The organism is Pseudomonas soli (assembly GCF_900110655.1).
In the GTDB taxonomy this organism is placed as follows: domain Bacteria; phylum Pseudomonadota; class Gammaproteobacteria; order Pseudomonadales; family Pseudomonadaceae; genus Aquipseudomonas; species Aquipseudomonas soli.
In genome coordinates this window covers 407,432-419,544 of record NZ_FOEQ01000003.1, presented here as the reverse complement: position 1 = coordinate 419,544, position 12,113 = coordinate 407,432, and the positions used below count along the sequence as shown (strand labels likewise).

The window sequence follows — 12,113 nt, the reverse complement described above, 5'->3', positions numbered from 1 at the left end:
GGGGCAAGCCAGCTCCCACGTCCGCATGGTTCGTGGGAGCGGGCTTGCCCCGCGATCGGTTCTCAAGGATAAGGCGGTACTCAGTTCCAGCCAGCCCGATCCATCAAGCGAATGGCTTCGGCCTGGCGCTTGCCTGCGACTTCCACCGGAATGCTGTCGGCCTTGAAGCTACCCCAGGCCGCCACTTCCGCCGATGGCTTCACCTTCGGGTTGGCCGGGAACTCCTGGTTGATGTCGGCAAACAGCTTCTGCGCCTCTTCGCCGGTCATCCACTCCACCAGTTTCTTTGCCGCTTCGGGATGCGGCGCATGCTTGGTCAGGCCGATGCCCGACAGGTTGACGTGCACACCGCGGTCACCCTGGTTGGGCCAGAACAGCCTCACCGGCAGATCAGGCTTTTCCTTGTGCAGGCGCCCGTAGTAATAGGTGTTGACGATGCCCACGTCGCACTGGCCGGCGGCAATGGCCTGAAGCACTGCGGTGTCGTCGGAGAACACGTCGGTGGAGAGGTTGTTGACCCAGCCCTTGATCAGTTTCTCGGTCTCGGCCTCGCCGTGTTTCTCGATCAGGGTGGCGGTCAGCGACTGGTTGTAGACCTTCTTCGCCGTGCGCAGGCACAGGCGGCCTTCCCAGTGCTTGTCGGCCAGGGCCTCGTAGGTGGTCAGCTCGGTGGGTTTGACCCGGTCGGTGGAGTAGGCGATGGTCCGTGCGCGCAGGCTCAGGCCAGTCCAGTCGTGGGACGAGGCGCGGTACTGCGGCGGAATGTTCTGGTCGATGGTGGCCGCCTTGATCGGTTGCAGGATGCCCATCTGCTCGGCTTGCCAGAGGTTGCCGGCATCGACGGTGAGCAGCAGGTCGGCCACGCCGTTCTCGCCCTCGGCCTTGATGCGCTGCATCAAGGGCGCTTCCTTGTCGGTGATGAACTTGATCTTGACGCCAGTCTTGGCGGTATAGGCGTCGAACACCGGCTTGATCAGCTCGTCGATGCGCGAGGAGTACACCACCACTTCTTCCGCCGCCTGGGCGGTGCCGCCGAACAAAGTGAGGGCCAGGGCGGCCAGTAGGGGCTTGCGGGGCAACATCGGGGGGTACTCCTCGCTGGGTTGAGAGGTGCAAATGGTAGTGAATCCCATTTTCCTACTCATCTGCTTAGCCGTTACCGGATGTTGCAAGGGGCTGCTGCGCAGCCCCAGCAACCTTCAGGCCTTGGCCAAATCCGGCAGGTCCCCGGACAACCCCAATGCCTGGCGCACGAACAGCGCCTTGGCCTCCGGCATCTGCTCCACCAACTTCAACCCACTATTGCGCAACCAGCGCAGCGGCAACGGGTTGGCCTGGAACAACCGCTCGAAGCCCTCCATCGCCGCCATCAGCGCCAGGTTGTGCGGCATGCGCCGCCGTTCGAAGCGGCTCAGCACCTTCACATCGGCCAGGCGCTCGCCGCGCTCGCTGGCACGTACCAGCTCTTCGGCCAGCACGGCGGCATCGAGGAAGCCCAGGTTGACCCCCTGCCCCGCCAGCGGATGGATGGTGTGGGCGGCATCGCCGATCAGCGCCAACCCTTCATCGACATAACGCTTGGCGTGGCGCTGGCGCAGCGGCACGCAGACCCGCGGATCAGCCTCGAGCACGTCACCCAGACGGCCTTCGAAGGCACGCTCAAGCGCCTTGCGGAACGCCGTATCGTCCAGCGCCATGGCCTGCTCGGCCTGCTCCGGCGTGGTCGACCAGACGATCGAGCACCAGTCCTGGCGGCCATCACGCGACAGCGGCAGGAAGGCCAGCGGGCCTTCGTCGGTGAAGCGTTGCCAGGCCGTGGCGCGGTGCGCCTCACTGCAACGCACACTGGTGACGATGGCGTGATGCAGGTAATCCCATTCACGGGTCTGGCAACCGGCCAGGCGACGTACAGCCGAATTGGCGCCGTCAGCGGCGACCACCAGCGGCGCGCGCAGCTTGCGACCATCGGCCAAGGTCACCAACCATTCGTCACCGGAGCGGCGCAACTGTTCCAGGCGGGCATTGGCCAGCAGCCCGACATCGCTGTCGTGCAGGCGCTCCAGCAGGCCGTCCTGGACCACACGGTTCTCGACGATATGCCCCAGCACCTCGGCATGCACGCTGGCCGCGGAAAAATGAATCTCGCCGGTGCCGCTGCCATCCCACACGTGCATGTCCGAGTACGGCGAGACACGGCGCCGGGCGATGCCCTCCCAGGCCCCCAGGCGCTCGAGAATGCGCTGGCTGGCCGCCGACAGGGCACTGACCCTTGGTTCGAAAGGCGCCTCGCCGTCAAACGGCTTGACCGACAACGGCCCACCGTCGAGCAGAAGCACCTCCAGGCCACTGTGGCGCAAGGCCAGGGCCAGGGCGCTGCCGACCATGCCGGCACCGACAATCAACAGATCTGCGCGCATTTCCATGCCTTACGCCTGCCTCGCTTGCGGCTTGAGCCGCACGTATAAAGTTTTGTCGACCCGCGCCACCAGCTCGCCGGCGCCATCGCGGATCTCCACCTGCAACCGCGGCAGGTACTTCTTGCCGCTGGCGGTCTGCTGGCGGATCTCGTCCAGCAGCGCGTCGTCGACGTGGAATTCGGCATACACCGGGCCCTTGCCCGGCGAGATGAAATCGATGGAAGCGGCCTTGTCCCAGACGATGTACTCGCGCCCCAGCTGCTCGATCAGCAGCAGCATGTAGAACGGGTCGACCATCGCGTACAGGCTGCCACCGAACTGGGTGCCGACGTAGTTGCGATTCCACCGCGTCAGCTTCATGCGCACCTTGACGCTGCGCATGTCCGGGCTGATTTCCTGGATGTGGATGCCGGCGCCCAGGTAGGGCGGGTAGAAGTTCAGCAACCAGCGCAGCATCCGCGCTCGCCGTGCGAGCCGGCGCGCAGCGCTCATGGGCGGCCCCGCGGATCGGGGCGAGTACCGAGGCCCATGGCCTGGCGGGCGAACCAGCTTTTCGCCGGCGGCAGCAAGTCCAACCCGAGCAGGCCGAGGTTGCGCCCGGCCGCCAGCAGCGGCTGGCTGCTGCCGAACACACGGGTGACCTGATCGGAGAAGCCGATGGTCAAGGCCTGGTCGAGGCGCTGGCGCTGGTGATAGCCCTGTAGCGTGGGCAGATCGCCCGGCAGCGCCGGGCCGGCCAGCAAGGCGTCCGCCAGCGACTGCACATCGCGCAGCGACAGGTTGAAGCCTTGGCCTGCGATCGGGTGCAGGCTGTGGGCAGCATTGCCCAGCACCACCAGGTGCGGGCGCACCTGCTCCTCGGCCTCCACCAGCGACAGTGGATAGAGATGACGGGCACCGACCTGGCGCAGGGCGCCGAGGCGGTAGCCGAATGCTTCCTGCAGTTCGCGCAGGAAGCTGCGCTCGTCGAGCTCGGCCAGGCGCTTGGCATCCATGCCCTGGCGGGTCCAGACCAGCGCGCAGCGGTTGTCTGCCAGCGGCAGCAGGGCCATCGGCCCTTGCTCGGTGAAGCGCTCGAACGCCTGCCCGGCATGGGCCTCGCCTGGGGTGATGTTGGCGATCAGCGCGCTCTGGTCATACGGCGTGTGGCGCACATGGATGCCCAACTGCTCGCGCAGGCCCGAACGGCCACCATCGGCCAGCACCGCCAGGTCGCACTCCAACACGGTGTCGTCGTCCAGCTGCAACCGATAGCCACCGGCGATGGCCTGCATCGCCTGCACTTGCGCTGGGCAGCGCCAGCTGACCACCTCGTTGTCGATGGCCTGCCACAGGCACTGGCCGAGCCAGGCGTTCTCCACCACATAGCCGAGCGCCGGCACGCCTTCCTCCAGCGCATCCAGGCGCGCGGCGCCGAAGCGGCCACGGTCGGACACCTGGATCTGCCGGATCGGCTCGGCGCGGCGGCTGATGGCCTGCCACAGCCCCAGCCGCTCATAGATCTGCCGGGTGCCGTAGGACAGCGCCGAAGAACGCGCGTCGTAGCTGGGCTGGAAGCTGTCGCCCGGTGCAAACGGCTCGATCAGCAGGATCGTCCAGCCACGCGCCTTAGCTGCGGCCTGCAGCGTGAGGGCCAGGCTGGCGCCCACCAGGCCGCCACCGATGATCGCCAGGTTGACCCGGTTCATGCGGCGTCCTTACGCGCTTCGTGCATCAGCGCCTCGATCTCGGCGACCGTGCGTGGCACACCCGAAGTGAGGATTTCACAGCCTTGTCTGGTTACCACCACGTCGTCCTCGATCCTTACGCCGATGCCGCGCCATTTCTTCGCCACGGCCTGGTTGTCGGGCGCGATATAGATGCCCGGTTCGACCGTCAACGCCATGCCCGGCTCGAGCACGCGCCACTGGCCACCGACCTTGTATTCGCCCACATCGTGCACGTCCATGCCCAGCCAGTGCCCGGCGCGGTGCATGTAGAAGGCACGGTAGGCCTCGCTGTCGATCAGCGCCTGTACCTCGCCCTTGAGCAGGCCCAGCGCCACCAGCCCTTCGGTGATCACCCGCACGGTCGCCTCGTGGGCATGGTTCCAGTGCTTGCCCGGGGCGATCTCGGCGAACGCCGCGGCTTGGGCCGCGAGCACCAGCTCGTAGATGGCTTTCTGCTCGGGCGAGAAGCGCCCACTGACCGGGAAGGTGCGGGTGATGTCGCTGGCGTAGCAGTCGATCTCGCAACCGGCGTCGATCAGCACCAGGTCACCGTCCTTGAGCGGCGCATCATTCTGCTGGTAGTGCAGGATGCAGCCATTGCGCCCGGCGGCGACGATCGAGCCGTAGGCCGGCATCTTCGCCCCGCCCTTGCGGAACTCGTAGTCCAGCTCGGCTTCCAGGCTGTACTCGTACAGCCCAGCGCGGCAGGCCTGCATGGCGCGCACATGGGCACGGGCGGAGATCGCCGCGGCCTCGCGCATGACCTTCACTTCCGCCGCCGATTTATACAGGCGCATGTCGTGCAGCAGATGATCCAGGGCAACGAACTCGTTCGGCGGCTGAGCGCCCAGGCGGGCCTTGGAGCGAATCACATTGATCCACTCCATCAGCCGGCGGTCGAATTCGGCATTGCCGCCCATGTTGCTGTAGACCCGCTCGCGGCCCTCGATCAGGCCCGGCAGGATCTCGTCGATATCACTGATGGGGAAGGCGTCGTCGGCGCCGAAATCACGCACCGCGCCTTCCTGGCCGGCCCGCAGGCCATCCCACTGCTCGCGCTCGGGATTGCGCTCGCGGCAGAACAGCACGTACTCGCCATGCTCGCGGCCCGGGATCAGCGCGATCACAGCCTCCGGCTCGGGGAAACCGCTCAGGTACTGGAAATCGCTGTCCTGACGATAGACATGCTCGACGTCGCGATTGCGGATGGCAACTGCGGCGGCGGGCAGGATGGCGATGCTGTTGGGGACCATCTGCGCCATCAGCGCCTTGCGCCGACGGGCGTACTCCGCCTTGGGTATGTGGCTCATGGGCAAACGACCCCGATCAGATCAGTGCAGCGATGGCTTTGGCGCGGGCGCTTCGGGCTTGGCCAGCTCGGTGTACAGCAGCAGCGGGGCGACGCGCAGGTACTCCATGACTTCCATGTAGTCGCTTTCGCCGTCCTCGGATTCTTCCAGCGCTTCCTGGACCTGCGAAATGGCCACCAGGTCCTGGAGCACTTCCTTGGCATCGGTGGACAAGTCCTTGCCACCGGCGTTCAGGCCGAAACCGGTGATGAAGCCCTGGCACCACTGGCCCAGCGCGGTGGCGCGGTCGCTGAGTGCGGCATCATCGGAAGGCAGCAGCAGGACGATGGCGACGTCGTCGCCGGTCAGCTCGGCCTTGACCATCTCTTGCAGGCCGACCAGGGCGTTGCGGACAGTGTCACCGGGCTCGGTCTCGAGCAGTTGGGCGGCGTCGGCCAGCCAGGCATCGGCATCGAAACCGGCGCCGGCGCAGCTGCGGCCGATCAGCAGACCGTGCAGCTCGGCGGGGGTGACTGGGTGGCCATTGCTCGAAAGCAACATGGCGAAGGCAATGTAGGGCGATTGGGTATTGGGCATGGGCAGCTAGGCGCCAGACGGCGCAATGACTAGAATGGAGACCTTGTATCCTAGCACCGGCAGGCGCGCCAAGACCATCGGCACTGGCCGTCGCGCCCTTGGGGCAGGCATGATCGCCAGGCGAGTCAAGGAATCGAGTGCAATCCATGCAAGAGAACGACCTGCAAGCGCTGATGAGCCGGTTCGAGTTGCTGATCCAACGGGTCGAGCAACTAAAGCGGCAAAACGCACTCTTAGTAGCTCAGGAACGATCCTGGCGCGAGGAGCGCGCCCACCTGATCGAAAAGAACGAGATCGCCAAACGCAAGATCGAATCGATGATCCTGCGCCTCAAGGCCCTGGAGCAAGACTCATGAGTTCAAGCAATAGCGTCACCGTCCAGATCCTCGACAAGGAATACTCGATCATCTGCCCGCCCGAGGAGCGCAACAACCTGGTCGGTGCCGCCCGCTACCTGGATGGCAAGATGCGCGAGATCCGCAGCAGCGGCAAGGTGATCGGCGCCGACCGTATCGCGGTGATGGCCGCGCTGAACATCACCCACGAGCTGCTGCACCGCCAGGAACGCCCCGAAGTGGCCAGCGGCGGCACCACCCGCGAACAGGTGCGTGACCTGCTGGAACGGGTCGACCAGGCCCTCTCCGACGATCCGGTTAGCAAAAGCGACTGAGATTGGTATACTGGCGCCACTCCCTGGGGGATGCGCCAGTCGGTTATGTCCCTGAGCCGATACGCACAACCACGGGGGTTGCACGCTGGGGCAGGTGTGCATGTCCGCCCGACGGAAAGCCTTAACGCCCCCTGCAATCTCCACCTTGAACTTTCGGGTTCAAGGGCTACACCGATAGCGGTCTTGTCGGGGAGCCTGCTTTCAGAACTGCCCGCCTTCCACGGCGGGCTTTTCGTTTCTTCAGGGATCGCCCGTGCCATGACCGACACCGCGCCGCTTACCCGCCCCCAGCTTCGCCGCCTCCTGCGCAATGCCCGCCGCGCCCTCACACCCGCCCAGCAACGCCAGGCCGCCGAAGGCCTCTATCGCCAGTTGGCGCAGCATCCACTGTTCCGCCGCGCCCGGCATATCGCCCTGTACCTGCCCAATGATGGCGAGATCGACCCGCGCCTGCTGCTGCGCGAGGCGCACAGGCGCGGCAAGCACGTCTACCTGCCTGTGTTGCACGCCTGGCCCGCCACACGCATGGTGTTCCAGCGTTTCGAGCCAGGGGAAAAGCTGCGACCCAACCGCTTCGGCATCGCCGAACCTGTAGTCGAGCGCAAACGCCAAAGGCCGATCTGGGCGCTGGACCTGATCCTGCTGCCGCTGGTCGGTTTCGATGAGATGGGGGGGCGCCTGGGCATGGGCGGGGGCTTCTATGACCGCAGCCTGGCCTATCAGAGCCGGCGCAAGGCCTGGAAAAAACCATTGCTGCTGGGGCTGGCGCATGAATGCCAGAAGGTGGAGCGGCTCAACCAGGCAAGCTGGGATGTACCGTTGCAAGGCACGGTGTCAGACCGTGGTTGGTACTTGGCAGCGAAGTGAACCCGCGATCAGCGGTGCTGTTGCTGCGCCGGATCGACGGGCGCCTGCTGATAGGCGGCATCGAGCTTGCGCTCCCACAAACCTTGCGCGTAACCGGTGGTGACCACGCCCAGGCCGAAGATGAAGGCCAGGATCCAGAGCAGGTCCGGTTTACGTTGTTTCATTGATTGCCCCCCAAGAACAACTGTCCAGGCTCGGCGGCTTTCTTGATGGCTGCCGGAGCGTATAGCTTAAAATCGGCGCATTTTCCGACAACATGAGTCGCTAGGCAAACGTTGACGCCAACCGACTGTCGGTTTCATGCAACGAGTTATTTCAAACTCTTTCAGGAGCAGCATCCATGGCCTACTGGCTGATGAAATCCGAGCCCGACGAGCTCTCCATCGAAGCCTTGGCACGCCTGGGCAGTGCCCGTTGGGACGGGGTACGCAACTACCAGGCGCGCAATTTCCTGCGGGCCATGAGCATAGGCGACGAGTTCTTCTTCTACCACTCCAGCTGCCCGCAACCAGGGATCGCCGGCATTGCCCGGATCAGCGCCGCGGCCTACCCGGACCCGACCGCCCTCGACCCGCAAAGCCACTACCACGATGCCAAGGCCAGCGCCGAGAAGAACCCGTGGAGCGCGGTGGATGTCGAGCATGTGCAGACCTTCCGCCAGGTACTCGGCCTGGGCCTGCTCAAGCAGCAGGCGGCACTGGAGGAACTGCCACTGGTGCAAAAGGGCAGCCGCCTGTCGGTGATGCCGGTGACCGCAGAACAATGGGCGGCGATCCTCGCGCTGAGCTGATTGTGCGTCTATTGTCAGGGGTTTGACCAATATCAACGCGCCAGGATGCGCGTCGCGCCAGGATAAGGCGTGCAAGCCGCAGGATGCAGACCGATGAATCGAAAAGCCCCCAGAATCTTCGCCTCCGCCTTGGTGTTGCTGCTATTGGCGGCCGGCGGGCTGGGTTACTGGAAGTCCCTTCACGACCGCCTGCCCGAAGGCCTGAGCATGGGTAACGGGCGCCTCGAATCCACCGAAGTGCAGATCGCCAGCAAGGTCCCCGGGCGCCTGGCCGAGGTGCTGGTCGATGAAGGCGACAAGGTCACCCGCGGCCAACTGCTCGCGCGCATCGATACCCGCACGATGGAGGCCCAGCGCAGCCAGGCCGAGGCCGAAGTGCTGCGCGCCCGCGAGAACTACGCCGCCGCCCAGGCCAGCGTGCAACTGCGCCAGAGCGAACTGCTGCTGGCCAGCCAGGAGCTCAAGCGGGTGCGCGAAATCTACCAGCGCAAGTTCGCCAGCCAGCAACTGCTCGACCAGCAGCAGGCCCGCTATGACACCGCCACCTCTGCCGTGGTCGCCGCCCGCGCCCAGCTGGCGGCGATCAAGGCCGCCATCGGCGCGGCCGAAGCCCAGGTCGCCCAGCTCACCAGCGAAATCGACGACAGCAGCCTGCGTGCCCCCATCGACGGCATCATCCAGCTGCGCCTGGCCGAGCCTGGCGAGGTGCTCGGTGCCGGTGGCCGGGTGCTGATGCTGATCGACCCCAGCGACCAGTACATGAATCTCTACCTGCCCGCCGCCACCACCGGCCGGCTGACCGTGGGCGACCAGGCGCGGATCGTGCTCGACGCCCTGCCCGAGCAGGCCCTGCCGGCGAAGATCGCGTTTGTCGCGGCCAAGGCGCAGTTCACCCCGAAACAGGTCGAGACCCGTGACGAACGGCAAAAGCTGGTGTTCCGGGTCAAGCTGCGCCTGACCGAGCCGAGCGCCGTGCCCCAGGCCAAGCCGGGCATGCCCGGCGCCGGGTACGTGCGCACCGCCGACGTGGGCTGGCCGGCCAACCTGCAATGAACGCGGCGACAGCGCTGCAGGCCGACGACGTCAGCCACTGCTATGGCGATCTGCAGGCCCTGCACCCTCTCGCGTTCAGCCTGCCGGCCGGCACCCGCTGCGGCCTGATCGGCCCGGATGGCGCCGGCAAGTCGACCCTGCTCGGGCTGATTGCCGGAGTCAAGCGCCTGCAACAGGGTGAGTTGCAGGTGCTCGGCGGCTCGATCCGCCAACGCCGCCACCGCACCGCGCTGTACCCCAAGGTCGCGTTCATGCCCCAGGGCCTGGGCAACAACCTGTACCCGGAGCTGTCGATCCGCGAGAACATCCGCTTCTTTGCCACCCTGTTCGGCCTCGGCCGCGCCGAATGCGAGCAACGCATGGCCAGCCTGCTGCGCGCCACCGACCTCGAACGTTTCGGCGAGCGCCCGGCCGGCAAGCTTTCGGGCGGCATGAAGCAGAAGCTGGGGTTGTGCTGCGCGCTGATCCACGAGCCGGACCTGCTGATCCTCGACGAGCCGACCACCGGCGTCGACCCGCTGTCACGGCGGCGCTTCTGGGAACTGGTCGAGCAGGTGCGCGCCCAGCGCCCGCAACTGACCCTGCTGGTGGCCACCGCCTACATGGAGGAAGCCGAGCAGTTCGAGCACTGCCTGATGCTTGATGCCGGTCGCCTGCTGGCTGCAGGCCTGAGCCGTGAGCTGGCTGCGACCACGCCCAGTGGCAAGCTCGACGATGCCTTCACCCACTTTCAAGGGGCCGGCCGCGAGCAACCCGAGCCGCTGCGGATTCCGCCACGCCAGGTCGATGATGGGCCGATCGCCATCGAGGCCCACGACCTGACCTTGCGCTTCGGCGACTTCACCGCGGTGAACAAGGTCAGCTTCGCCATCGGTCGCGGCGAAATTTTCGGCTTCCTCGGTTCCAACGGCTGCGGCAAGACCACCACCATGAAGGTGCTCACCGGGCTGATGCCGGCCAGCGAAGGCAGCGCCAGCCTGCTTGGCCGCCCGGTGGATGCCGGCGACCTGGCCACGCGCAAGCGGGTCGGCTTCATGTCCCAGAGTTATTCCCTGTACGGCGAGCTGAGCGCCCGGCAGAACCTCGAGCTGCATGCTCGCCTGTTCGACCTGGCCAAGGCCGACAGCGCACCGCGCATCGCCGAACTCATCGAGCGCTTCGACCTTGGCGCCATCGCCGACCAGCCTTCCGGCGCCCTGCCCCTGGGCCTGCGCCAACGCCTGTCGCTGGCCGTGGCGGTGCTGCACCGCCCGGAAGTGCTGATCCTCGACGAACCAACCTCGGGCGTCGATCCGGCGGCCCGCGACGACTTCTGGCGGCTGCTGGTGGAGTTGTCCCGCGAGCAGGGCGTGACCATCTTCCTGTCCACCCACTTCATGAACGAAGCCCTGCGCTGCGACCGTATCTCGCTGATGCACGCCGGCCGGGTGCTGGCCTGCGACACACCGCATGCCCTGCAAATCCAGTTCGGCGGCGACACCCTGGAAGACGCCTTCGTGCGTTGCCTCGAACAGGCCCAGGACGCGCCCAACCAGGCCCAAGCCGACGCCACGCTGGAGCAGGCCGCTGCCCCAGCGCCCGCTCTGCGCCAGGCCTTCAGTCTGCGCCGCCTGCTGGCCGTAGCCAGCCGCGAAGGCAAAGAGCTGCTGCGCGACAAGGTGCGCCTGGCCTTCGCCCTGGCAGGGGCATTGTTCATGATGGTGATCTTCGGCTATGGCATCTCGCTGGATGTGGAAGACCTCGCCTTCGCCGTCTATGACCAGGACCAGAGCCCGCAGAGCCGCGCCTACCTGGAGGCCTTCCGTGGCTCGCGCTATTTCGCCGAGCGGCCGCCGATCCGCGATGCCCGCCAGCTGCACCAGCGCTTGCAGCGCTCGGAGATCAAGCTGGCCCTGGAGATCCCGCCGGGCTTTGGCCGCGACCTGCATGCAGGGCGCCAGCCGGTGGTTGCGGCCTGGCTTGACGGTGGCATGCCGTTTCGCGCCGAGACCAGCCGCAACTATGTCGAGGCCGTGCACCAGGCCAACCTTGAACAGCTCGCGGCCCTCGGCCCGAACCCAGTCTCGCGCCAGCAGCCGGTGCGCCTGGAAACGCGCTTTCGCTACAACCAGGACGTGGTCAGCGTGAACGCCATCGGCCCCGGCGTCATGGCACTGATCCTGGCCTTCATCCCGGCCATGCTCACCGCGCTGGGCATCGTGCGGGAAAAGGAGCTGGGCTCGATCACCAACTTCTACGCAACGCCCCTGACCCGCCTGGAGTTCCTGCTCGGCAAGCAGGCGCCGTACCTCGCGGTGAGCCTGGTCAACCTGGCGCTGCTGGTGGCGATGAACCGCTGGCTGTTCGGCGTGCCGCTCAAGGGCAGCCCGCTGGCCCTGGCCTGCGGCGGCCTGGCCTACCTGCTGGCGACCACCAGCCTGGGCCTGTTGATCTCGGCCTTCACCCGCACGCAGATCGCCGCGATCCTCGGCACCCTGATCATCACCAGCCTGCCGACCATCCAGTTCTCCGGGCTGATCGTGCCGCGCTCGTCGCTGGAGGGCGCGGCGGCGCTGATGGGCCAGCTGTTCCCTGCCGGCTACTTCCTCGACATCGCCGTCGGCACCTTCACCAAGGCCCTGGGCCTGCACGAGCTGTGGCCGCAGTGCCTGGCGCTGCTGGGCTTCTTCGCCGCCTTCACCGGGCTGAGCCTGATCATGCTGAAAAAGCAGGAGGCCTGAA

At 66.3% G+C, this 12,113-nt stretch carries 13 protein-coding genes and 1 other RNA gene; 7 read left to right on the top strand and 7 right to left on the bottom strand.

What is annotated here, in order from left to right:
- Nucleotides 1-80 precede the first annotated feature (80 nt).
- The 6 genes from BMY03_RS09945 to BMY03_RS09920 all read right to left on the bottom strand — a co-directional run bounded on the left by BMY03_RS09945 (nt 81) and on the right by BMY03_RS09920 (nt 6,012).
- Nucleotides 81-1,082: an extracellular solute-binding protein gene (locus BMY03_RS09945; RefSeq protein WP_094010946.1), complete on the bottom strand. Its 1,002-nt coding sequence runs from the start codon at nt 1,080-1,082 to the stop codon at nt 81-83.
- A 117-nt stretch (nt 1,083-1,199) separates the two neighbouring features.
- Complete coding sequence (locus BMY03_RS09940; RefSeq protein ID WP_177182900.1) at nt 1,200-2,417, bottom strand: 2-octaprenyl-3-methyl-6-methoxy-1,4-benzoquinol hydroxylase; 1,218 nt, start codon at nt 2,415-2,417, stop codon at nt 1,200-1,202.
- 9 nt (nt 2,418-2,426) lie between these two features.
- On the bottom strand, nt 2,427-2,909 hold the full coding sequence (locus tag BMY03_RS09935; RefSeq protein ID WP_023633020.1) for a DUF4442 domain-containing protein: 483 nt from the start codon (nt 2,907-2,909) through the stop codon (nt 2,427-2,429).
- Nucleotides 2,906-4,105, bottom strand: coding sequence for a 2-octaprenyl-6-methoxyphenyl hydroxylase (ubiH, locus tag BMY03_RS09930; protein WP_094010944.1), 1,200 nt, complete (start codon nt 4,103-4,105; stop codon nt 2,906-2,908). Before ubiH ends, BMY03_RS09935 begins: the two co-directional genes overlap by 4 nt.
- Entirely contained in the window at nt 4,102-5,436 is a 1,335-nt protein-coding gene (gene pepP / locus BMY03_RS09925; protein WP_023632086.1) for a Xaa-Pro aminopeptidase, read from the bottom strand. Before pepP ends, ubiH begins: the two co-directional genes overlap by 4 nt.
- A gap of 21 nt (nt 5,437-5,457) precedes the next feature.
- Nucleotides 5,458-6,012, bottom strand: a complete 555-nt coding sequence (locus tag BMY03_RS09920) for a YecA/YgfB family protein (RefSeq protein ID WP_038707024.1) — start codon at nt 6,010-6,012, stop codon at nt 5,458-5,460.
- A gap of 146 nt (nt 6,013-6,158) precedes the next feature.
- Here BMY03_RS09920 and BMY03_RS09915 point away from each other — a divergent pair, with 146 nt between their 5' ends.
- From BMY03_RS09915 to BMY03_RS09900, 4 genes are all read left to right on the top strand, one after another.
- Entirely contained in the window at nt 6,159-6,368 is a 210-nt protein-coding gene (locus tag BMY03_RS09915; RefSeq protein WP_094010943.1) for a TIGR02449 family protein, read from the top strand.
- Nucleotides 6,365-6,682, top strand: a complete 318-nt coding sequence (locus tag BMY03_RS09910; protein WP_023631617.1) for a cell division protein ZapA — start codon at nt 6,365-6,367, stop codon at nt 6,680-6,682. Before BMY03_RS09915 ends, BMY03_RS09910 begins: the two co-directional genes overlap by 4 nt.
- 17 nt (nt 6,683-6,699) lie before the next feature.
- Nucleotides 6,700-6,879: non-coding RNA, 6S RNA (gene ssrS / locus BMY03_RS09905), on the top strand.
- A 61-nt stretch (nt 6,880-6,940) separates the two neighbouring features.
- A complete protein-coding gene (locus BMY03_RS09900) occupies nt 6,941-7,549 on the top strand; it encodes a 5-formyltetrahydrofolate cyclo-ligase (RefSeq protein ID WP_094010942.1) in 609 nt (202 codons plus the stop codon).
- Between the two features lie 8 nt (nt 7,550-7,557).
- Here BMY03_RS09900 and BMY03_RS26335 read toward each other — a convergent pair whose 3' ends face one another.
- A complete protein-coding gene (locus BMY03_RS26335) occupies nt 7,558-7,713 on the bottom strand; it encodes a hypothetical protein (RefSeq protein WP_011536298.1) in 156 nt (51 codons plus the stop codon).
- A 176-nt stretch (nt 7,714-7,889) separates the two neighbouring features.
- Here BMY03_RS26335 and BMY03_RS09895 point away from each other — a divergent pair, with 176 nt between their 5' ends.
- The 3 genes from BMY03_RS09895 to rbbA all read left to right on the top strand — a co-directional run bounded on the left by BMY03_RS09895 (nt 7,890) and on the right by rbbA (nt 12,112).
- Nucleotides 7,890-8,339 carry an EVE domain-containing protein gene (locus BMY03_RS09895; protein WP_023631740.1) on the top strand — a complete coding sequence of 150 codons (450 nt, stop codon included), beginning with the start codon at nt 7,890-7,892 and terminating at the stop codon, nt 8,337-8,339.
- A 93-nt stretch (nt 8,340-8,432) separates the two neighbouring features.
- The gene (locus tag BMY03_RS09890; RefSeq protein WP_046853721.1) at nt 8,433-9,392 is read left to right on the top strand and encodes an HlyD family secretion protein; all 960 of its coding nucleotides are present in this window, start codon (nt 8,433-8,435) and stop codon (nt 9,390-9,392) included.
- Nucleotides 9,389-12,112 carry a ribosome-associated ATPase/putative transporter RbbA gene (rbbA, locus tag BMY03_RS09885; protein WP_094010941.1) on the top strand — a complete coding sequence of 908 codons (2,724 nt, stop codon included), beginning with the start codon at nt 9,389-9,391 and terminating at the stop codon, nt 12,110-12,112. Before BMY03_RS09890 ends, rbbA begins: the two co-directional genes overlap by 4 nt.
- Nucleotide 12,113: the final 1 nt, after the last annotated feature.